Origin of the sequence: Paraburkholderia sp. USG1 (assembly GCF_031570135.1) — a bacterium.
Taxonomy (GTDB): Bacteria; Pseudomonadota; Gammaproteobacteria; order Burkholderiales; family Burkholderiaceae; genus Paraburkholderia; species Paraburkholderia dioscoreae.
In genome coordinates this window covers 73,591-94,919 of sequence record NZ_JAMWXW010000013.1, presented here as the reverse complement: position 1 = coordinate 94,919, position 21,329 = coordinate 73,591, and the positions used below count along the sequence as shown (strand labels likewise).

The following is a 21,329-nucleotide window of genomic DNA, read 5'->3' as shown; positions in this document are numbered from 1 at the left end:
CTGTTGCACCGCCACGACGACCGCAACGCAAAAAATAACGGGAGCGCCTCACCGCCCCACCGTGTCGGGGATCATCCCCACGGCCTGGCCGGCAGCCGCAGTGGTGGACTCCACTGTTGAACCGAGCACTTCGTTCACCAGCGCGTAACCCTGAGCCTGATTGGACCGGATCGACACATCCGAGAAATCGTAGTCGCGTGACGACGGTTCGTCAGGCGCCCCCTTGCGCACGAACCGCGTGACGCTCATCTTTGCCCCGTCGCCCATCAGCTGGATATACCGGGGCCGCTGCTGGATCTTGTCCCGCTCCGCCGGCTCGACCGCCTGGAGAATGCTCTCGATCAGGCTGCGATAGGCATCCTTCAGCTCACGCGTGCGCAGGTCGGTGCGCACGCGCTCCGAATAAACAATCTCGTCACGGCGCGCCATGATTTCCATCATGCTGGATGGCAGTGCCTTCTCACCCGCAAACAGGTCGACGATAAAGACGCGCTTGCCGTCCGGACCGCAGCGGTCGATCACGAGATCAAGCGGCGAGTTGCTGACCACGCCGCCGTCCCAGTACGGCTTGCCGTCGACGAACGTCCACGAAAAACCAGGCGGCAGACTGCCGCTCGCGAGGATATGGTCGGGCGTCAGATCGTCGACGTAGCTGTCGAACGCTTCCAGTTCTCCGGTCAGCACGTTGACCGCGCCGACGATCAGGCGGACCGGGCTGTGCTTCAGCGCGCCGAAGTCCACATATTTCGCCAGCAACTGCTTCATCGGCGACGTGTCGTAAAAGCCGGTCCAGTTCCACGGCGCCACCCAGGGCTCGCCGAAGGAAGGCTGCCAGCGCGGCCGGAAGAACTTCGGCACGCCATATTGCAGGATCTGCATCGCTGTGACCGAACGTCTCAGTGGCTCAGGGAGCATCGCCGGCGAAGCCACCTCGAGCTCCGACCAGAACGCTTCCAGCGCTGCCGTGGCATGGCGCGGATTGCCGGCTATGACCGCACCGTTGAGCGCGCCAATCGAGATCCCGGCCACGACGTCGGGGAATATCTTGTGCTCCTCCAGCGCCTTGACCACGCCGCATTCAAAGGCGCCCAGCGCGCCGCCGCCCTGAAGGACCAGCACCGTCTGCGTCGCGAGCTGGTCCAGTGTGAAGCCGGGGTCCTGCAGCTTTTCCTTCTGCGGAAGCACGCTCGTACGGTATCGGATCAGCCCCTCCGCAACCCGCGTCTCGCCGGCGGGCCGGCCCACCGAGAACACCGCTCTCGGCACATTCCCCTTCAGATAGAACAGCGCAAAGGAACGTTCGTCCAGCGAACCCCGCGCGATCAGTTCATCGGTATCCTCTGGCGCGCCGAGCACGTCGAACCCGATATCGCCAATTTCACAGTAGAAATAGGACACCTCGTCATAACGCATCCGCCGCCCCAGCATGTTCAGTGCAGCCAGGTGCCCCTGTTTGACCGCGTTGTCCCAGTGCTCGATATGACGCCGGCGGCCGAACACCGGATCCTGGAAGCTCGTTGCGTCACCCGCAGCCCAGACGTTGGACACACTGGTCGCCAGCAGATCGTCGACCACGATGCGGCCGTCTTCGAGTGCGATGCCACTGCCCTCCAGAAACCGCGTAGCCGGCTCGACGCCGGTACAGACCACCACGAGGTCGCACGGTATCCGCGCCCCCGCGCGGGTTTCGATTTCCGCGACTTTCCGTTTTCCATGGAACGCGACGACCGGGTCGTCCAATACCACGGACGCGCCGCGCTGCTGCGCGTATTGCCGGAAGAAATCCGACAGTGCCGTCGATTCGAGATGCCGGAGCAGCTGGTCATCGCCCTCGACGACGGCGACGTCGAGACCCAGGTCGACCAGCGACATCGCGACTTCCATGCCGAGAAAACTCCCGCCCACCACGACCGCGCGCTTCGCCTTTGATGCACCTTGCCGGATCGCGTCGCAATCGTTGCGGGACCTCAGCGTATGAATGCCCTCCAGCGACGCCCCCGGTAATTCGACGGGCAGGGGTGACGCACCCGTTGCGATCAGCAGTTTTCCATAACGGATCTGCCGCCCCGTGGAGGTCTCCACCCGCTGGCAGACCGTATCGACCGAAATGGCCGTCGTTTCCAGTGCGACCTCGATCTCCTGCTCGCCGTAATACTGCGCGGAGTGAACGAGTATCTGCTCCGCTTCGGCATGGCCGAGCAGATAGCGCTTCGACAGGGCCGGGCGCTGGTACGGCAGCGTCGATTCGGCCGACAGGATCAGGATGGAGCCGGTGGCACCCTCCCGGCGCAGCGTCTCGGCCGCTTTCGCACTCGCCAGCCCTCCCCCGATCAGAAGAAAGTCGATCTGCTGATACGTCATCGAAAATATCCCCAACTATGGTTTCGTCACATGCCGGCACGCGGCCGGCAGGCAGGATCGATCGTTGTGCTACTGCATGAACCAGCCGTGGCTGACCACAAACGACTGGCCGGTCAGCGCCGCGCTCGGGAACGCGGACAGGAACAGCACGGTCTGCGCCACGTCCTCGACCGTCGTGAAGACGCCGTCGACCGTATTGCCGAGCATCACCTTCCTGATCACTTCCTCTTCGCTGATGCCAAGCTCTTTCGCCTGCTCCGGAATCTGCCTGTCGACCAGCGGCGTGCGAACGAAGCCGGGGCACACGACGTGCGAACGCACGTTGTGCTTCGCGCCTTCTTTCGCCAGCACGCGCGACAGGCCGAGCAGGCCGTGCTTGGCCGTCACGTAGGCCGACTTAAGCGGCGACGCCTCGTGCGAATGCACCGAGCCCATGTAGATCACCACGCCGCCGCGATCGTCCTTGTACATGTGCTTGAGCGCGGCCTTCGTCGTCAGGAACGCGCCGTCGACGTGAATCGCCTGCATCTTCTTCCAGTCGGAGAACGCATAGTTCTCGATCGGGTTCACGATCTGGATACCGGCGTTCGAGATCAGGATGTCGATCGAGCCGAACTGGGCTGCGACCTTGTCGATGCCCTGGTTGACGGCGTCTTCGCTCGTCACGTCCATCGCCACGCCGATCGCCTTGCCGCCCGTCTGGCGGATCTCCTCCGCGACCGCATTCGCGCCACCCAGATTCAGGTCGGCAATCGCCACCGTCGCGCCCGCTTTCGCGAACACCAGCGCAATCTCCCTGCCAATGCCACTGGCTGCGCCGGTCACTACGGCGACTTTTCCTTGCAGGTCACTCATCGTTCAATTCTCCATGTTCGGGTTCGGGGCCACACATTCATCAGCATTCATTTCGCGAGGTAGTCGTGCACCACCTCGCCCAGGCCGAGCGTCAGGTCGGCGATCACGTGCCGCGCGCCAACGACTTCGAGCACCGGCAGATCGGCGACCGGCGCAAGCGCGTGCGGCGCGAGGGCCAGCGATGCCGGGCCGCTCCATGCACCCTTTACCGTGATGTCTTCCAGGTAGTAGCGCACGAGCTCGCAGATCCGCGGCGAGCCGTCGACGTGCGGGATGATCTTCAGCAGGAAGTTCGGCGCGGCGAGTTTCTTCCCCTGCTCCGCGGGATCGAGTTCCTTGTGCTTGTAGCCCATCGTGCCGGTCGCGACGCGTACCGGACCGTAGTCGAGCGTGCCGACCAGCGTGTCCGTATGCGTCTCCAGCGTCGGCGCGGCGAGCTTCTTGGGAAAGCCCCACAGTTCGCGTCCGCCGGCGATCGGCGGATGGTCGTTCAGGTACATCGCGTGGGTGTAACCGCCGGCAACGCCCTCGTATTCGACCGGGATCACCTGGCCGCTTTCGGTGTAGTCGCCGAATCCGGTCGAATCCGGCATCCGGATGAATTCATAGCTCACGAGCGGCTCCGTGACCTTCAGCGGCTCCGGCACGACTTCACGCAGCCGGTCCAGATCGGTGCGGTACGTGATGATGAAAAACTCGCGATGCACGAACCGGTAAGGTCCCATCGGAAAGGCAGGGCTCGTGAGCGGCATGGCGAATGCCCGGGACACCACGGAATCGATTTTCATGAAGTTCCTTTCTGGAATCGAAAGCTGCCGCAGAGGTCGCGGCAGCGGTCAGGCCATGATCGAGACGACTGAGCAGGAATCGACCGGCGGGTGAGACAGGCACGCGGACCCACGCTGCAGTGCCATGGTCAAAGAAAATTTAAAAAAATTCATCTAGTGATGAATTATATTGACCACATTTTATCTCCGGGAGTTACCGGAACGAAAACTGGGTTTAAAAAAAGAGAATTGCGGAATACGCAATGCCAGACGGGCCATTCACTTCGACGGGAAACCACCGCAGTAACACGGACTCATTGCAGAGAGACCCCAAGACTCCCTACCCCGTCAATACGTGCTTCAAATGGCAGATATCAGCCCTTCGCCAGTTCGGACTGGAGCGCATCGAGCAGGCGCGGATCGTCCGCGGTCACATCCGGCGCAAAGCGTCCCGCCACACGTCCGTCCCGGGCAACGAGAAATTTCTCGAAGTTCCACAGCACGTCCGGCGCCGGATTCGGCTCGATGCCATAACCCTTGAGGCGGTCGCGAAACGGACCATCACCGGTCGCGGCGGGACGCTCTCCCGTCAGCACCTGGTAAAGCGGGTGCTGGTCGTCGCCGGCTACTGAAATTTTCGAGAACAGCGGGAACGTCACGTCGTACGTTGTAGTGCAGAAGGTCTTGATTTCCGCCTCAGTGCCCGGCTCCTGGCCCTTGAAGTTGTTGGCCGGAAAGCCGAGGACTTCGAGACCTTGCGCGCGTTTGTCCACGTACAGCTTTTCAAGCGCTTCGTACTGCGGCGTCAGTCCGCACTTCGACGCAACGTTGACCACGAGTAGCACCTTGCCGCGGAATGCGCCGAGCGTCAGCGCCTTGCCATCGATGGATGCAACCGGAATGTCGTAAAGGGTCTGGCTCATCACGCGAACTCCCAGGGAGAAAAAGGTTGGTGTACTGATGCATCCGGGCCACTGGCCATGCAATGCCCATCGCATCTCCGCAGACACTACACCATTCATGATGTTCCCGCTTTCAACCCCACATCGCAGACTCGCCCGGCCGGGTATCCACAGCGACACAGCCCCGATACGCGACGCCCTCAGGAGGATTGAGGCACTGGGCCGAGCATGTTGAGTACCGACGCAAGTACCGTGCGCTTGAACGCGGCAGGCCGCCCGGGAAGTGACGAAAAGGCGGCGAGCACATGACTGTACGAAACCGTCTTGCTGATCGCGTTCAACAACATCCAGTAGGTCACTTCCGGATCGTCGCAGGCGAGTTCACCTGATTTCATCGCATCCGTCAGGAGCGGAATGAACACGTCGTGGTAGGGGCGAACCAGCCGTTCGATGAGAAAGGCAAGGCGCTCGCCGTGCTCGGTCGCGGCTGTCGAGAAAAACAGGCTGATGTCGGGCTCGCTGAAGACCCGGTCGATGAAAATGACCAGCGCCTGCTCGACCCGCCGACGGCTGCCGAGATCAGACTGGCGCAGCTGCGCTGTCGCTCGGATCATCGGTGCCGTCTGCTCCACAATCTGCCCGACAACCGCACCCCACAATGCTTCCTTCGAGCCGAAGTAATGCGCCATCAGTGCCGGATCGACGCCCGCGTCGCGGGCGATTTCACGGACGCTGGTCGCATCGAACCCGCGTTTTGCAAACACCTGCCGGGCGTTTTTCAGCAGTGCCTCGGTATCGACCGTTGCGCTACGCGCCGGTCGTCCGCGTGGACGTCGTTCACTGGAGGTGGGTGCCGGGCGTACGGTCATAGCTGCCATTTTTTTTCGTTCCGGGTTTTGATGCACGGTGAAGTACTCGTGAAGTTTCCCATCACTTTGCCGGAAATTCTTCCATGACCGAAGCCTTCGTGTCTGACAATGGGAACTCACATCAACTCGAGGCGGCCTACTCCACCGGATTTCACGGTAGTCCCTGTCTCGAATACCCCGAACAAGGCGCAAGGTATCGCCCGCGCCCGCTACCCCACAGCCATCCGCAGCGGCTGAGACAAGGAATCAGTCGACTGCGGTTTTCTGAGAATTTCCGGTAACAGGCATCGGCAAGGATGCCGCCTCGGTCGTTTCCCAGCCGCCCCCGAGCGCACGGAACAGACTCACCTGATCGAGCGCGACCTGACCCATTGCAGCTTCCAGTTGTGCGTTCATCGCAGCCAGCGTGCGCGCGGCGTCGAGATCGGCGACAAATGACTCACGACCTGCCATGTAAAGCTGATGCGTTTCGTCCGCGGCCTTCGTCGCGCTTCGATAGGCAGTCTGTAACGCTTCCGCACGCTGCGTGTCGGCGGCATAGGTCGCGAGGCTGGACTGCGTTTCGCGCAGCGCATTCAATACAACGCCATCAAAATGGGCAAGGGCTCCCCCTGTTGCCGCCTCGGCGGCCCGTACGCGTGCGCGTTGGCCGTTTGCAGGAAACGTCCAGCTGATGAGCGGACCGACTGACCAGCGGTTGGTCGCCGGACCAAAGAGATCTCCAAGCAGACCGGTCGTGCCTGTCGAAGCGCCAATCTCAACCGACGGATACATTTCCCCAACCGCGACGCCTATGCGTGCAGTGGCAGCCGCGAGTTGCCGCTCGGCTTCCCGTACGTCCGGACGGCGCTTGAGCAGTGCGGCACCATCGCCAACCGGAATCGGCTGGCTCAGTGCCGGCAGTGTGTCGCAAGTCGCGACCGCTGCCGGCAAGTCGCTCGCCGGGCGAGCCAGCAGCGCGGCAAGCTGTGCCTCGGCAACCCGACGCCGACCGAGAAAGCGTGGCACATCGGCAGCCAGTGTATCGGCCTGCGTCTGATCCCGGGTCACATCGGGCTGACTGCCGCGCCCCGCGCTGCGTAGCCGTGCAGACAGGGCGACACGCTGCTTCTGGAGGTCGAGCAACCGTTGGGCGACCGTCAATTCATCACCGGCCGAGCAGGCTTCGACATAGGCTTCCACTACCTGCGACACGACACTTACACGGGCGAGATCGCTTGCCGCTTTGGCCGCTTCGCTGTCTGCCTGTGCCGCCTCAACGCCACGTTGCAGTTTGCCAAACAGGTCAAACTCGTACGACACATTGAGCCCGAGATTCCCTTCGTTCGCGACGGGCACCTTGCTGAACAACAGGTACTGCTCCCCGGCCTCCTGCGCATGATCGAGTGTGGCGCTCGCAGAACCGGAGAACCCCCCTTGCGCGCTCGCCACATCGACAGCTGCCCGCGAGCGCGCCAGATTGGCGGCCGCAACGCGCAGGTCCGTATTGGATTGCAGCGCTGACTCCACGAGTTGATCGAGCACAGGATCATCGTACAGACGCCACCAGTCCGGCGGAAGCGGCTGCTGGGAAACCGGCGCGCCGGTTTCGATGAGCGGTGCATTCGCGAGCGGGTGGTTGATCATGGCATCCGCCGGCACGGTGTAGTCGGGTCCGACAGCCTTGCAGGCGGTGAGCACGAGTACGAGCGGAACCAGCGTCCGGGTGCGGTTGGCAAACAGGGAACGCAATTGCGCCGATCGTGCCAGTCGTTCCGGTCGTGTCTGCTTCATGGCCTGGCACCTTCTGCCGTACTCGCGATCGCCGCGGCCCGATTCGGGTGGGTTTGGCGGGGCGCTAACGCGCCATGATGCGCAGCGGCTCCCGGTCCGTTCTGGCGTCCGACGTCGCCGGGCTGATGGTTTTCATCATCGCGTATCGCTACCGTCGCCGTGCGACCGGCGATCATCCGGAAATCGTCCGGTACCTGGTCGAGCGCAACACGCACGGGAATCCGTTGCGCGAGCCGCACCCAGCTGAACGCGGGGTTGACATTCGGAAGCAGATTCGCACTGGTTGTCTGATCACGATCCTCAATGGCTGAGACAATGCTTTGAACGTGACCACGCAGCACAGCCTTTTCGCCCATCACGCTAATGTCCGCAGGCTGACCGATATGGATGTCATGTAGCTTGGTTTCTTCGAAGTAACCATCCACGCGAAAAGAGTGCATGTCGACGACAGACACTACTGGGTGGCCCGCCGCCACGAATTCGCCGGTGCGCGGCGCGCGGTCGTTCAGCCAGCCGTCGACCGGACTGAGGATTTGCGTGCGTATGAGATTCAGGCGCGCGGTATCGGTCGCGATTTCAGCATTGGTAAGCGCCGCGTCGTCCTGTTCCATCCGGGTCCGGCTTTCTTCCAGCACCTCGCTGGCAACGAGATTGCCGAGCGTCAGGTTCCGCGCATATTCGCGTCTCGCCTGATCCAGTGCCGCGTGCCGTTCCTCGACGTCTGCCTGGGCCGTACGCAACGCGAGCGCGTAGCGGGCCTGGTCGATAACGAACAGCAACTGGCCACGCTTGACCGGCTGATTGTCCACCACGTCGACGTCCGTGATGAGGCCGGATACATCCGGGGCGACCTGGATGACATCGGCACGGATGTGGCCATCGCGCGTCCACGGAGAGTACATGTAGTAACCGACGAGTCGCCACAGCGCGAACACAGCAATGACGATGACGACCAGCGTGAGCAGGATCTGCCCCAAGGAAAGCCAGGTTTTTTTCACGTTTTCAAATGGCGAGAGATAAGTACGGCAGTACTCAGTATCAACACATAAATTCCCAGATCGAAAACCGGGCGATGCCAGACCAGCCGATAGAATCCGGCACGCGTCAGCACCGCGGAGATCACGAGGTTGATCAGATAGGCAATCAACATCAGGACCAGGGCAGCAGGCACGAACACACCCAGGATATCGATTTCACCGATCATGATTTGCCTTCGGGAAGGGGTTCAATGAGTCGACGGACATGCGGGGTCGGCGGTTTGTCACGGGGATGGCGTGCTGCCAGCCAGCGAAGCGTTCAGTTCCGATGCAGGAAAGAGCGACAGACGCAACCCGACCAATGCATGCAACGTATCGCGCAGCCGACGGTATTCGACGCGGGAACCTGCCGGGGCCTCGTCGGCAGCCGTGACGCCCTGGGTCGCTACATGCGAAAGCGCGGCATCGAGTGCCGCAAGCAGTGCTGGCGGAGCGGGCTGGCGCTCCCGTCGCGCCGCGCAGCGCTCAAAGTGAGCTTTCACGTCCGCGAGTATCGGGTCGACTACAGCCAGCACATCGGCGGCCAGTCGCGGCCGCATGCGGCGAAGATCAAGTGCGTTGACCGCCACGCGCAGATCGCGAAAGCTCTCAATTGCCGGGTGTCGGTCGTCGTCCGACGCGGTCAGGCGCGGAATCAGTTGCATCAGGCGGTCCAGCATCCGTGCAGACAGGTTGCGCTGGTCAATGCGCGGCAGAGCGGAAGCGGTCAATGCAACATCGGCCCAGCTTGACGCGAGTAGTCGCTGCGCCGCCAGTTCAGTGCCGAACGGCCGGGTGACGCGAGTCCATATGTACGCGAACAGCAGGCCGCCGATACCCGCAAGGTTGCCGTTCAGAAAAACAAAGAAATCCGCGTCGTAAGCGCCCTGAAGGCTGATGAAGCTTGCTGTGTTCACGGCGACGATCATGGTCACCAGGCTGAACTGGGGGAGCGGAATCAGTGTACCGACGAGAATGAATGGCCCGGCGAATATGGCAACCAGCATCGGAAAGTCATGAACATACGGCAGCACGACGAATAAATAGATCCCGGCCAACAATACGCTCAGCACGGTTGCCACGAGAAAACGGAACATCTGTGGCGCCGGCTCGTCCAGCGCGGCAAAAAAACAGCAGGCCACCGCAGTGAGCGTAACCGCACCGGCGCCATCGTTCCAGCCGGATGCGATCCATATGCCGCACGCGATGGTGATGGCGATCACGGTCGAGAGCGTTGAAAACAGCATCATCCCGCGATCGCGAAACCGCTCGGTTCCGCCCAGTCGCCAGTTGCGGTAGCGCGGACGCCACGACGCGGTTTCGTGGGCAATGGTCGCACGTAGCGTGCGGCAATCCTGCCACAGGTCGATCAGCTGACGCAGGCGCCAGAGCGCATTGGACAGCAGCGCCCCTTCCCAGCGAGTCAGCTCCATTGCATCGGGCTGCAGCGCAGCGATACGCGCACGCAGTGTGTCGGCAACCGGATCATCACCCGCCTCGTTGCCGGCGGCGATGGCCTCAGGCAGCGGTGTACCGATCCAGCTCGCGGTGTCAGCAAGCAGCGCGTGGATCGGGGTCACCTGTGCGTGCTGCATACGCAGAAGAGCGGACAGCGGGTCGGCAAGGGCGGAGACGATGGGCATCAGCAACTGCATCCGGCCGCGCAGCAGTTGCGCCCGCATCAGGGTAGCGGGCGGGTGCGTCTGATCGTAGCCCAACTGGCTAAGCAGCATTTCCAGGCCGTTGACCATGGCAGCCATACGCTGCCGGCATGCGGCAAGCGGTTTGCCCACGATACGTCCGGCCAGCGTCTCCTGCGCGTAAAACGCCGCGTCGCGAAACCAGGCATCGGTACGCGCGATCAGGGTGGGCGCGAGGCGATTGGGTAACAGCACGCTGCCGATCACACTGGCGCAGACAATCCCCAGCGTGATCTCCTCGGTACGCGAGATGGCAACGTCGAATACGCTGGTCGGATTCGTGACGAGAGGCAGCGCGATCAGCGGCAACGTATAGCCCGCCAGCATAAAGACGTAGCTGCGCGCGGTCCGGTCGGATATTGCAAGATAAAGCAGGGTGCCAGTCCACGTCGCCACAACCACACTGAAGAGCCAGGGAATCTCGACAAATGGCGGCACGAAGAACACCGCCGCGGAGGCGCCGAGCAATGTACCGAGGACGCGATACAACGCCTTGGAACGGGTCGCGCCCACAAACGGGTTCGATACGATGTAGACGCTCGCCATGGCCCAATACGGGCGTGGCAGTTCGAGCTTGAGCGCGAGGTACAGCGCGAGCATCGAAGCGATGAATGTCTTGACTGAAAACAGCCAGTCGCGTCGTGTTGGTAACGTCATGGTGCCTGGGTTGCCTGTGTTCGATAGAGCGACGTGGGTTGCATGGAGAGGGCGAGCCGCCACCCGTCGTATCGAAGGCGTTAAAGGTGTCGGGCACGCGACAGGACGCCCCGGCTTCCGCTTGCGCCGGGCAGTGCCCGACCCGGAACGCGACCAGTCGCATCAGGACTAGTGCTGTCGATCGCGAGGAGTCGGACTGGTCGGCCAAGGCGTGCAAATAATATTCAACACATGATGAATTATTCGGATGATATGGGATGCAGGCGATGCATGTCAATTCCATGGGTTATGTGTTGCCGTCAGGCACGCTCAGGATACCGCCGGGCTGTTGACGCACTGGGCCGCCATTGACGGACGTTCGCCCTCTTCCCAGTCTGATTGCAGCGCTGCCGGAATCTGCTCGCGCAGCAGCTCGACCCAGGCCCGGACCTTCGCATCCAGATACCGCCGCGATGGATACATCGCGTACACGTTCATCTCCTGCGACCTGTATTCGGGCAGGACCCGCACGAGCTCGCCGCTGCGCAGCCCGCAGACCGCCGAGTAAATCGGCAGCAGCCCGATGCCCATTCCCTCGCACACTGCGACTGCCTGCGCGTCCGCAACGTTCACCTGGAACTTCGCCGCGCCGAGTTCGATGGTCTCGTCACCGTCCGGTCCGGTGAACTGCCACTGCGATGCCGGGGTAGGCGTCACTGTCTGCAGGCAGGTATGGTTCGCGAGGTCCGCGGGCATGCGCGGCACCCCGCACCGCTCCAGGTATGCAGGCGACGCACACGCGATGCTGAACGCACTCGCGAGCCGCTGGGACACGAAGCCGGAATCGGGCAGATCGGTCGCGAGCACGAGTGCAACGTCGTACCCCTCCTCAAGCAGATCCGGTATCCGCTGCGTTAGCGTCAGCTCGACGCGCACGTCCGGGTACTGCTGCAGATAACGTCCGACCGCCGGCACCACGTAGTGCTGGCCAAAGCTTGCCATCGCGTGCACCTTCAGCTTGCCGGACGGGCGCGCATGTGCGTCGCCGGCCTCCGCTTCCGCCTGTTCGACATACGCGAGAATCTGCTCGCAACGCTGCAGATAACGCTCGCCCGCTCCGGTCAGCGCAATGCGCCGCGTCGTGCGGTTCAGCAGACGTGCGCTCAGATGCGCCTCCAGATCCGAAACGGCCCGTGACACGAACGCGGTCGTCGTGTTCAGCTGCTGGGCAGCACCGGTGAAACTGCCGGCTTCGACGACGCGAAGAAAAACACGCATGTTTTGAAGCGTATCCATAACCATCCCTTTCCAGACGGATGGATTGTTGCATATCCGGCGAGACATATTATTTCAATAACCGTAAGTAGTCCTTGTTATATCGTTGATTATCAGGCAATAGATCAAAAAGTATAATCGCGCCCTTATGATCTATCGTCACCAGAGGCGTCAACCGCACAGTCTCCGGCAGCGCATGGACTGCTGTGCCCACTGTTCCCGCGCTCCCGTTTAATCAGGTTGCGCATGCGATGCACAGGCAGGCAGTGGTAGCAGGGTATCCACGTTCCGTTGCCGCGGAAAACCCCGAACCGGCAATGCCCATCACCCGGTGCGATGAAGAATCAGGCACCTCAACGTGCTGGAGTCGGGGCGACCGGCGCCAGAGCGTATACCGCCCTGCGCCGTCTGCGATGACAGCGACGCACACCCATCACCGGATCAGGAATTTATGCCGGTCGGGCGCATTCTTGATCCAGGCCGGTGGCTTACCCCGCCCGGACCATTCCTTGCCCGACGCCGGATCGCGATACCTGGGTGCAACAGGACGACGCACATTGACTTCCGCAGGCTTCACGCGACGACCGGCCAGCTCGTCCAGTCCAATCTGATGGTCAAGGAGTTTCTGCCGGATTTCGGCAATCACCGCCGCCCGTTCCGTGTTGCGCGCCTGCTGAATTTCCGCATCGAGTTTTTCCCGCTGGGCCAGCAGTTCCCGGTATGTCGCCATCGTGCAGCTCCCGCTTCAATCAGTTTTTCGAACGATGCGTCAGTCGATCCTGTACTCCGTTGCCACCTGCGAGCGTGAACGAAACGCAAAGGTATGCGGCAATGCGGCCCCACCGGGGAACAGCCGCGCCTTGCACACCCTCACCTCCCCCGGTATCCGCGCTGGCGGCAATTTCAATCCAGCCGGATCGACGAGCGCAGCCGGGAGTTGAGCCGGTCAACCAGCCAGAGCAGCCCGCCGCGCCAGAATCCGTACAGCCGCGCCTGATGGCTGCGGTAAAGCATGACGTGACTGAGCTGGGCGAGACGTCCACGAATGGTGGCGCCCTTGAGCAGGCCGAACTTGCCCAGCGAGCCGTAGGCGTCATAGCCGCCGAGCGAAACCAGCGATCCGAAATCCCGGTACGCGAAAGCCGGCACGCGCTCGCCGTGCATCACAGCACCCGGCAGGTGGCGGATCAGATGTTGTGCATGCTGGTGGGCAACCTGGGCCGTCGGCGGCAACGGCCGTTCTGCACCGGGCAATGTCAGGCTCGAGCAATCGCCGATGGCGTAGATGTCCGGATCGCGCGTCGTCTGAAGCGTTCGCTGGATCACCAGCTGGTTCCCGCGTGTCACCTCCAAACCGTCCAGATTCGCGAGAAACGCCGGTGCCTTGACACCGGCGGCCCAGACTTTCAGGGAGGCCGCAATTTTCCCGCCATCCCCGAGAACGAAACCGTCGGCATTCGCCGCGCTCACGCGTGTATCGGTAAGCACCTTGATGCCCAGTTTTTCAAGCCGCGTGCGCGTGGCTGCCGATATATCCTGGGGGAATGCTGCCAGCAGCCGCGAACCGCTCTCGATCAGCGTAATGCTGATGCGTGCGGCAAGCCCCTTCGCACCATAGGCCACAGCAGCCTCGGTGAGCTGCACCAGTTCTGCCGCCAGCTCGACTCCGGTCGCACCACCCCCAACAATCGCGATGGACAGCTCACCATCCTGGGCGAGGCATTGCAGCATGCGGATGCGGATCTCATGATTGAAGGCATCCGCCTGAAGACGCGAATCGATCCTGAAGCAGTGCTCCAGCACCCCGGGCGTACCAAAGTCATTCGCTTCGCTGCCCACCGCAATGATCAGCGTGTCATAGGCCAGCCGCCGCGCGGGAACCAGCAAACGTCCATCAGCCGCATACAGCGGTGCCATGAGCAGTTCGCGCCCGGTCCGGTCGAGGCCGCTCAACTCCCCAGGCTGATAGGCGAACCCTGCGTCGCGCGCCTGCGCAATATAGGTGGTCTGCTGCTGCGAGATATCGCGGGTGCCCGCTGCGATCGTGTGCAGCATGGGCTTCCACACATGGGCCGAATCGCGGTCGACAAGCGTGATCGCTGGCGCGCTCGGATGTTTAAGCGAGCGTCGCCCGAGCGTGGTGGCAACTTCAAGGCCTGCCACCCCACCCCCGACAATGACGATCTGTTTTCGTCGTTCAACGTTTCCCATGCGGTAATGCCCCCAGCAAGCTGAAAAATCATCGCCCCGCCCGGATCGCGGCACGAGGCTCGCACAGGCAGAACATCAAATCGGCAAAGACGCAGAATCTGCGCGCGGCAAAGTACTAGCTCCGCACAGTCCCCTCAATGTCGGCCAGATAGGCGGCCATCACCCGCGGGATTTCCTGCAGGAAGAAACAGACGCCTTCAGGGGCAACCTGAAAAGCCATATGCACAGTTCCTGCGGCGATCGAATGCAGCAGCGTGGCATAAGCCTGACGCCCGGCCGGCTCAACCCCTGGCAGGCGGGCATCGAGCACGCGCCTGACCGTGTGAACAAAATCGGCGTCATCTTCGGGCTGCGTGCGGCCGTGCATCAGCGGCAGATAGTCCGCATGGCGCCGCAGATATTCGATATAGGGCGTAATCATTCGTCCGATCGCCTCTGTTGCCGAAAACTGCCGCCACGTGGAGGCGGGTACCGTATTGAGGTCACGCCCGATCTCGCGGGTGGCCGCAACGTGCCGGTCAACCAGCGCCTGCAGCAGGCTGTCCCGGTCCGGAAAGAAGTAGTACATCGAACCGATCGAGGTTTTCGCCCGCCGGGCCACCCCGTGCATCGTCATACCCGCCAGCCCCTCTTCGATGATCACCTGGGCGGCAGCGTCGAGAATCACGTCGACCCTCGCCTGCCCCCGCGTCTGGCGGGGGGCGCGGGCAACGACAGCCAGCGGCCCTCCGGCTTGCGCCGTCGGAACGGGTTGTCCGCCTCCGGATACCGCTCTTGCCCCCATCCATTCTCTCCCGCACCGGTTTGATCTGCCTGCCTGAGGCAGGGCAAAACTAGACAAGTTCGTCGAGTTTAATAATAATAGACAAATTCGTCTAGTTTTTTTACCGGCTGCTCGCGCCCAATCCCTGCACTGCGAGCGCCATCGGCTGCCGTCATGCAAACACTTCCCCATCTGGTTGTCTGCGAGCAGTGCGACAGCGTCTACCGGCGTCGCACGCTGGTCCGTCACGAGGTGGCCCACTGCGAACGGTGTGCCGCCGTGCTCTACCGCGCCAGCCGGCTCGACGTGGACCGCTGGCTCGCACTGACTGTCGCCGCCGCCATCGTGTTCGCGATCGCCAATGCCTGTCCGGTCATCCGCATCAGCCTGCAGGGGCTGCATAGTGAGGCGACGCTGTGGCAGTCGGCTGCGGCGCTGGCTCAAGGCGCAGCCGCGCCGATCGCGATTCCGGCTGCACTCGCGATCATCGTGGTGCCCTTCCTGCAGATCGCATTGCTGGCCTGGATACTCGTGTTTGCCCGCGCCGGACGCCGTGCGCCCGGTTTCGCGCGAACCATGCGGATGCTCGGCGTGCTACGTCCGTGGAGCATGGTCGAGGTCGGCGTGCTCGGGATACTCGTAGCGATCATCAAGCTGTCCAGCTTCGTGCAGGTCATCCCGGGTGCCGGCATCTGGGCCACGGCCACCCTGATGGTGCTGGTCCCACTGATCGCGAGCCGTGAAATTCACTGGCTGTGGGAATGGACCGATAGCGGGCACGCGTCAGGGAAGATGACCGGGGAATGCGGCATGAGCGGGCCGCCTCGCGCCCGCCAGCTCGGCATCATCGCCTGTCACGCCTGCGGCCTCGCCTGCCGGGTTTCGCCCGGGGGGCAAAAGCCTGCGCCGTGTCCGCGCTGCGGTGCCGCCCTGCACCGGCGCCGTCCCGACAGCCTCGCACGCGCGTGGGCGTTCCTGATCGCCGGCCTGATCTGCTACATCCCGGCCAACCTGCTGCCGGTCATGTACACAGACCTGCTCGGCAGTGGCAGTGACAGCACCATCATGGGTGGCGTCGTGGAGTTCTGGAAAACAGGCTCCATCGGTATTGCGCTCGTGATCTTCACCGCGAGCGTGGCCGTCCCCTGTACCAAGTTCCTGGCGCTCGGCCTGCTGCTCGTGAGCGCCCAGCGGGGCAGCCGCCGCGGCATGCGCGAACGCGCGCGCCTGTACCGGCTCGTCGAGGTGGTTGGCTACTGGTCGATGCTCGACGTGCTGGTCGTCGCCTTCGTCTGCGCCCTGGTCAGGTTCCAGGCATTGTCGGACATCGAGCCACGCACCGGCATCCTCTTCTTCGGCATGGTGGTCATCCTCACCATGCTCTCCGCCATGACTTTCGATCCCCGGCTGATCTGGGACGCTGAGCAACCATGAGTCTCCTGCCTGACAACACATTGCCCGAACCGCACGATCCCCCCGTCACGCGAAGTCGCTGGCGGATATCACTTGTCTGGCTGGTCCCGCTGGTTGCCGCGCTGATCGGACTGTCGATGGTGATCCACACCTGGCTGTCGGCCGGCCCGGACATCACCCTTTCGCTCGAGACCGCCGCCGGACTCGAAGCGGGCAAGACGCCGGTCAAGTACAAGGACGTGACAGTCGGCACGGTGTCTTCGGTCGCACTGAGCGATGACGGCTCGCATGTCATCGTGAAAGTGTCACTGGCAAGGAATGCGCGAAGTCTGACCCGCGCGGACACGCGCTTCTGGGTCGTGCGTCCGCGCATCGGTATCGGCGGCGTATCGGGCGTGGACACCCTGCTGTCAGGCGCCTACATCGGCGTGGACACCGGCACCTCTAAAGAGTCGCGTATCATGTTCACCGGACTGGAAACGCCGCCCGCCGTCATCAATGGCGTACCCGGCACGAACTTCGCGCTCCATACCCGCGACCTCGGCTCGCTGGATATCGGCTCGCCGGTCTACTACCGGCGTATCCAGGTCGGTCAGGTCACGTCCTACAGTCTCGACACGGATGGCCGGGGCGTCAGCGTGCAACTCTTCGTCGATGCGCCCTATGACCGTTTCGTGACCCCCGACACCCGTTTCTGGAACGCGAGCGGGGTCGACCTGTCGCTGGGCGCCGACGGATTCAAGCTCAAGACGCAGTCCCTCGCCACGATCGTGGCGGGCGGAATCGCCTTTGGCGCACCCGATGAAAGCACGGCCGTCCCCGCGCCGCCCAATACCCGCTTCACGCTCGCGACCGATCAGCAGAGCGCCATGGCCCCACCGGACGGACCGGCTCAGTACATCCAGCTGCGCTTCATGCAGCCGCTGCGCGGACTGTCCGTGGGCGCACCGGTGGAATTCTCGGGCATCGACATCGGGCGCGTGGTGTCGATGCAGCTCGACTATGACCCGGCCACGCAACATTTCCCGTCGATCGTCGGCATCGAGGTTTATCCGCAGCGCCTCGGTCCCGTGCTCAACAGGCTCCCGAAACTCAGTGGCGCCACCGACCAGCAGGCCGCGCAGTTCCTCGGCAACATGGTTGCACACGGTCTGCGCGCGCAGGCGCGCTCCGGCAACCTGCTGACCGGGCAACTCTACATCTCCCTCGACTTTGTACCCAACGCACCGAAGGTCGCCTTCGACTCGGCCGCGCGGCCCATCATGCTGCCCACCATCAACGGCAGCTTCGATCAGTTGCAGGAACAGTTGGCGAGCATCATCGGCAAGATCGACAAGATGCCACTCGACTCGATCGGGCAGCATCTGGACACGGCGCTCTCCGAGCTGGACAGCACGCTGGGCCAGATCAACGGCCAGGTCCTGCCCGCAGCAACGCAGACCATGCGGCAGGCTCGTCAGACCTTTGGCACGGCGCAGGGCATGCTGGCCGACGACGGGCCACTGCAGCAGAACCTTGCGCAGACCCTGCAGGAGGTGCAACGCACCGCCCGTTCGCTACGCACGCTCACCGATCTGGTGGGCCGTCATCCCGAAGCGCTGCTGCGCGGCCGGGCCGGCGATGCGCTGCCGGCCACCACATCCGCAAACCACCCGGGCACCGGTGCTTCACAGGAGTCGAACAAATGAATCTCCTCGTTCGCGCGGGCCTGGCCTCCCTGGCCCTCGCACTGGGTGCCTGCGCTTCGGCCCCGGTGCATTACTACACGCTGGTGTCACCGGAATCAGGAAGTGCCCTCACCGGGCAGCCCGCACCGTTCGCCCTCGATGTCCTGCCAGTCGGCATTCCTGCCCTGCTCGACCAGCAGCCGCTGGTCGTACGGCAGGGCGACAGTAACGTTGCCGTGCTGGATAATGAGCAATGGGCCGCCCCACTGGGTGATGAGGTACGCACGGCGCTGTCCGAGGAACTGGTCCACCGTCTCGACGCCCAGGACGTTGCCGGGCTGACCCGACCGACAGGCAAGCCTGTGCTAAGGGTCAGGCTGCAGGTGCGGCGTCTTGATGCATGGCCGGGGCAAGGTGTGCAGCTCGAGGCTGACTGGAGTCTCGGCTTTGCCGGGACCGCTGGCACATCCCGCCTGACGTGCCACAGCCAGTTGCAGGAAGCGGCGTCCGGTGGCTACCCGGAACTGGTGCGTGCGCAACAACGCATCGTCGCGCGGCTTGCCAGCCAGATCGCCAGCAATGCGCGCGGGTGGGCCGTGTCGCAAAAGCAGGACTGCACACCGGATGACGGGACCACCTCGCCCGAGGCACGATCGCCCGAGCCTTCGCTGGAACCGCCCCATGCGTAAACTCCGCCGCTTCGTCGTTCTTCTCACGCTGCTGACCCCGCTCGGCCTGATGCCGGCGACCCTGTGGGCCAACACCCTGCCGGAGCCGGCGGCACCGGCCACGGACGCAGCCACCGCCGCGAACCTGAAAGCCCTTCAGGACAAGCTGGCCCAGATCAGGCAGCAGGCCTCGACGGCAACCGGCAGCCGGCAGCTGGCCGATCTCGGCACAGCGACCCAGCAACTGGCCGACAGCGTCGACGACCTTCTGACTCAGGCGCTGCTGCCGCAGCGCGCCAGACTGCAAACCGAGCTGGACGTACTCGGGCCGCCGCCCGCGCCTGGCGCCACGACGGAAACCCCTGCCGTCGCCCAGCAGCGCCTCGCCCTCGCGGCCCGGCAGGCTCAGTTCGACGCCGAACTGAAACAGGCCCAGGAGGCCAGGGAGAGCCTGGTCGACCTGGGCAGACAGCTTGCCAGGCTGCAACACGACCAGCTGAAAGACCAGCTCGCCCTGCGCTCAGGCAGCATTCTCGGTATGGCGTTCTGGGCGCCACTCATCCACCCCGACCCGACGGACCATCAGCGCGTAATGGCCTTCCTCGCGCAGACTGGCGGGCAACTGCAGTGGGCCTGGCAACCAGCCTCGCGGATCACGACCGCCATGCTCGTCCTGCTGGCGCTGGCCATCTGGACAGCGGGTAGCCGTCTGCTCGAGCGGATGCTGGCCTGGCTGAGCCTTCGCCACCTCCCCGAAGGCCGGCTGCGGCGCAGCGCGATCGCACTGTCGACCACGTTCACCAGCCTGCTGTCCACGGCCTGCGCCGTCCAGCTCATTGATCTTGCCCTGACCCGCCACCAGCCCCTGCCTTCCGGCCTGCAGGACTTTGCCGACGAACTGGTCAAGCTGGCGCTGACCTGCGCACTGATCGCCGGCCTCGGCCGGGCATTGCTGTGCACGCACCATCCTTCGTGGCGCCTGCCGGTCATGGCCAACCCGGTCGCGCTCGCGATCAAGCCGTTCCCGAGAATCCTCGCGGGCCTGCTCCTGCTCTCGGGAGCCCTGGAACAGCTCAACCGGACGGTCGACACCAGCCTGCAGGTGACGCTCTTCGGACGCGGCATCGTGTCGATGGTCGTGGCCCTGACCATCGGCGCCGCGCTGCTGCGCGCCAACCGGGTGCGCAGTGCGCTGGCCGCAGCGGGAGAGCCGCCGGAAGCCCGCTCCACGCTCGCAGGACTGATCCATGCCGCCATCAGCCTCGCTGTTGTGGTCTCACTGCTGGCATTGCTGGGCGGCTACATTACCATCGCGCGATTCCTGACCTACGAGCTCGTCTGGTTCGCCCTGGTGCTGTGCACGTGCTATCTGCTGACGAGACTCACCCAGGATATCTGCGAAAGCCTCTTCAGCACGGAGCTCGCGAGCGGCCAGACCATCCGGAACCTGTTCGGACTGGACGACAGCCATCTCGAACAGGCATCGACCGTCCTGTCGGGTGCCGGACGCAGCCTCCTGCTGATGATCGCGGTCATCGCCCTGCTCACCGGTGGCCTGGGTACCACCCCGACCGACCTGCTCAACAGCATCCTCGACATATTCGGCGGCGACCGGCTGCGCGGCCTGAACATCGTTCCGGCCCGTGTCCTCAATGCGATCCTGACGCTCGGGGTGGGCCTGTACCTGCTTCGCTCCGTGCACAGGTGGCTCGACAACGAACTCCTGCCCAAGACGGGTATGGAAGCAGGCATGCGTGCCTCGCTGCTCACGCTGTTCATCAACATGGGCTATGTGCTGGTCGCCCTGCTCACCCTGTCGGCACTGGGCGTGAGGTGGGATAACCTGGCGTGGATCGTCAGCGCGCTGTCGGTGGGGATCGGCTTCGGCCTGCAGGAAATCGTCAAGAACTTCATCTCGGGGCTGATCCTGCTGACCGAGCGTCCGGTCAAGGTCGGCGACATGGTCAGCATCAGCGGCGTCGAGGGTGATATCCGGCGCATCAACGTACGCGCGACCGAAATCCAGCTCTCCGACCGCTCGACCGTCATTGTTCCCAACTCCCAGCTGATCTCGCAGAATCTGCGGAACGTGACGGGCAACGGCACGCAGGGCGTCACGACACTCACGCTGACCTTTCCGCTGGACATCGATCCGGAACAGGTCCGCGATCTCCTCCTCGGTGTCTACGTCGCGCACCCCTCGATTCTCGAACATCCCGCACCGTCGGTCAGCTTCAGCCAGTTGACGCCTGCCGGCATTACGATGAATGTCACCGGCTACGTATACAGTCCCAGAATCACCGACGCCACCAAAAGTGATTTGCTGTTTGAGATTCTCAAACGGCTGCGTGCAGCCGGCATTCCGCTGTCGAATCCACAGACCGTCATGGTCCGGAACCTGCCGGAAACGGTCACCAGCGCCGGAAAATGATCGCCTGCGTGACATGAGCCCG

The 21,329-nt window shown here is 63.3% G+C and carries 17 protein-coding genes; 4 read left to right on the top strand and 13 right to left on the bottom strand.

Going from position 1 to position 21,329, the window contains the following annotated elements; all coding sequences use genetic code 11:
* Positions 1–48: 48 nt before the first annotated feature.
* The 13 genes from NE850_RS18700 to NE850_RS18640 form a co-directional block, all read right to left on the bottom strand.
* The gene (locus NE850_RS18700) at positions 49–2,361 is read right to left on the bottom strand and encodes an FAD-dependent oxidoreductase (RefSeq protein WP_310699160.1); all 2,313 of its coding nucleotides are present in this window, start codon (positions 2,359–2,361) and stop codon (positions 49–51) included.
* 69 nt (positions 2,362–2,430) lie between these two features.
* Positions 2,431–3,216 carry a 3-hydroxybutyrate dehydrogenase gene (locus NE850_RS18695; RefSeq protein ID WP_310699159.1) on the bottom strand — a complete coding sequence of 262 codons (786 nt, stop codon included), beginning with the start codon at positions 3,214–3,216 and terminating at the stop codon, positions 2,431–2,433.
* Between the two features lie 47 nt (positions 3,217–3,263).
* Complete coding sequence (locus NE850_RS18690) at positions 3,264–4,004, bottom strand: acetoacetate decarboxylase (protein ID WP_310699158.1); 741 nt, start codon at positions 4,002–4,004, stop codon at positions 3,264–3,266.
* A 353-nt stretch (positions 4,005–4,357) separates the two neighbouring features.
* Positions 4,358–4,906, bottom strand: a complete 549-nt coding sequence (locus NE850_RS18685) for a glutathione peroxidase (RefSeq protein WP_310699157.1) — start codon at positions 4,904–4,906, stop codon at positions 4,358–4,360.
* 179 nt (positions 4,907–5,085) lie between these two features.
* Positions 5,086–5,763 carry a helix-turn-helix domain-containing protein gene (locus tag NE850_RS18680; protein WP_310699156.1) on the bottom strand — a complete coding sequence of 226 codons (678 nt, stop codon included), beginning with the start codon at positions 5,761–5,763 and terminating at the stop codon, positions 5,086–5,088.
* Between the two features lie 237 nt (positions 5,764–6,000).
* Positions 6,001–7,527 (bottom strand): efflux transporter outer membrane subunit, encoded by a 1,527-nt coding sequence (locus NE850_RS18675; RefSeq protein WP_310699155.1) that lies wholly within the window; start codon positions 7,525–7,527, stop codon positions 6,001–6,003.
* Complete coding sequence (locus NE850_RS18670; protein ID WP_310699154.1) at positions 7,524–8,525, bottom strand: HlyD family secretion protein; 1,002 nt, start codon at positions 8,523–8,525, stop codon at positions 7,524–7,526. The genes NE850_RS18675 and NE850_RS18670 overlap by 4 nt, the downstream gene beginning before the upstream one ends.
* Positions 8,522–8,731 (bottom strand): DUF1656 domain-containing protein, encoded by a 210-nt coding sequence (locus tag NE850_RS18665; RefSeq protein WP_310699153.1) that lies wholly within the window; start codon positions 8,729–8,731, stop codon positions 8,522–8,524. The genes NE850_RS18670 and NE850_RS18665 overlap by 4 nt, the downstream gene beginning before the upstream one ends.
* 57 nt (positions 8,732–8,788) lie before the next feature.
* Positions 8,789–10,900 carry an FUSC family protein gene (locus NE850_RS18660; protein ID WP_310699152.1) on the bottom strand — a complete coding sequence of 704 codons (2,112 nt, stop codon included), beginning with the start codon at positions 10,898–10,900 and terminating at the stop codon, positions 8,789–8,791.
* Positions 10,901–11,209: 309 nt separating this feature from the next.
* Entirely contained in the window at positions 11,210–12,175 is a 966-nt protein-coding gene (locus tag NE850_RS18655; protein ID WP_310699151.1) for a LysR family transcriptional regulator, read from the bottom strand.
* 412 nt (positions 12,176–12,587) lie between these two features.
* Positions 12,588–12,884: an H-NS histone family protein gene (locus NE850_RS18650; protein WP_310699150.1), complete on the bottom strand. Its 297-nt coding sequence runs from the start codon at positions 12,882–12,884 to the stop codon at positions 12,588–12,590.
* A gap of 173 nt (positions 12,885–13,057) precedes the next feature.
* Positions 13,058–14,365 (bottom strand): NAD(P)/FAD-dependent oxidoreductase, encoded by a 1,308-nt coding sequence (locus NE850_RS18645; RefSeq protein ID WP_310699149.1) that lies wholly within the window; start codon positions 14,363–14,365, stop codon positions 13,058–13,060.
* Positions 14,366–14,480: 115 nt separating this feature from the next.
* On the bottom strand, positions 14,481–15,032 hold the full coding sequence (locus NE850_RS18640; protein ID WP_310699148.1) for a TetR/AcrR family transcriptional regulator: 552 nt from the start codon (positions 15,030–15,032) through the stop codon (positions 14,481–14,483).
* A gap of 270 nt (positions 15,033–15,302) precedes the next feature.
* On the opposite strand from NE850_RS18640, the gene NE850_RS18635 reads away from it, so the two are divergent.
* Genes NE850_RS18635 through NE850_RS18620 form a run of 4 tightly spaced genes read left to right on the top strand, consistent with a single transcriptional unit; the run spans position 15,303 to position 21,307 of the window.
* Positions 15,303–16,562, top strand: a complete 1,260-nt coding sequence (locus NE850_RS18635; protein WP_310699147.1) for a PqiA/YebS family transporter subunit — start codon at positions 15,303–15,305, stop codon at positions 16,560–16,562.
* Entirely contained in the window at positions 16,559–18,229 is a 1,671-nt protein-coding gene (locus tag NE850_RS18630; RefSeq protein ID WP_405044859.1) for an intermembrane transport protein PqiB, read from the top strand. The genes NE850_RS18635 and NE850_RS18630 overlap by 4 nt, the downstream gene beginning before the upstream one ends.
* Positions 18,226–18,897 (top strand): PqiC family protein, encoded by a 672-nt coding sequence (locus tag NE850_RS18625; RefSeq protein WP_310699145.1) that lies wholly within the window; start codon positions 18,226–18,228, stop codon positions 18,895–18,897. The genes NE850_RS18630 and NE850_RS18625 overlap by 4 nt, the downstream gene beginning before the upstream one ends.
* On the top strand, positions 18,890–21,307 hold the full coding sequence (locus tag NE850_RS18620; protein WP_310699144.1) for a DUF3772 domain-containing protein: 2,418 nt from the start codon (positions 18,890–18,892) through the stop codon (positions 21,305–21,307). The genes NE850_RS18625 and NE850_RS18620 overlap by 8 nt, the downstream gene beginning before the upstream one ends.
* Positions 21,308–21,329 lie beyond the last annotated feature (22 nt).

Coding starts and splice junctions, on each gene's coding strand:
- NE850_RS18635 (WP_310699147.1), top strand. CDS start 15,303: ATGCAAACACTTCCCCATCTGGTTGTCTGCGAGCAGTGCGACAGCGTC.
- NE850_RS18650 (WP_310699150.1), bottom strand. CDS start 12,884: ATGGCGACATACCGGGAACTGCTGGCCCAGCGGGAAAAACTCGATGCG.
- NE850_RS18675 (WP_310699155.1), bottom strand. CDS start 7,527: ATGAAGCAGACACGACCGGAACGACTGGCACGATCGGCGCAATTGCGT.
- NE850_RS18680 (WP_310699156.1), bottom strand. CDS start 5,763: ATGGCAGCTATGACCGTACGCCCGGCACCCACCTCCAGTGAACGACGT.
- NE850_RS18645 (WP_310699149.1), bottom strand. CDS start 14,365: ATGGGAAACGTTGAACGACGAAAACAGATCGTCATTGTCGGGGGTGGG.
- NE850_RS18620 (WP_310699144.1), top strand. CDS start 18,890: ATGCGTAAACTCCGCCGCTTCGTCGTTCTTCTCACGCTGCTGACCCCG.
- NE850_RS18695 (WP_310699159.1), bottom strand. CDS start 3,216: ATGAGTGACCTGCAAGGAAAAGTCGCCGTAGTGACCGGCGCAGCCAGT.
- NE850_RS18660 (WP_310699152.1), bottom strand. CDS start 10,900: ATGACGTTACCAACACGACGCGACTGGCTGTTTTCAGTCAAGACATTC.
- NE850_RS18625 (WP_310699145.1), top strand. CDS start 18,226: ATGAATCTCCTCGTTCGCGCGGGCCTGGCCTCCCTGGCCCTCGCACTG.
- NE850_RS18630 (WP_405044859.1), top strand. CDS start 16,559: ATGAGTCTCCTGCCTGACAACACATTGCCCGAACCGCACGATCCCCCC.
- NE850_RS18690 (WP_310699158.1), bottom strand. CDS start 4,004: ATGAAAATCGATTCCGTGGTGTCCCGGGCATTCGCCATGCCGCTCACG.
- NE850_RS18685 (WP_310699157.1), bottom strand. CDS start 4,906: ATGAGCCAGACCCTTTACGACATTCCGGTTGCATCCATCGATGGCAAG.
- NE850_RS18665 (WP_310699153.1), bottom strand. CDS start 8,731: ATGATCGGTGAAATCGATATCCTGGGTGTGTTCGTGCCTGCTGCCCTG.
- NE850_RS18700 (WP_310699160.1), bottom strand. CDS start 2,361: ATGACGTATCAGCAGATCGACTTTCTTCTGATCGGGGGAGGGCTGGCG.
- NE850_RS18655 (WP_310699151.1), bottom strand. CDS start 12,175: ATGGATACGCTTCAAAACATGCGTGTTTTTCTTCGCGTCGTCGAAGCC.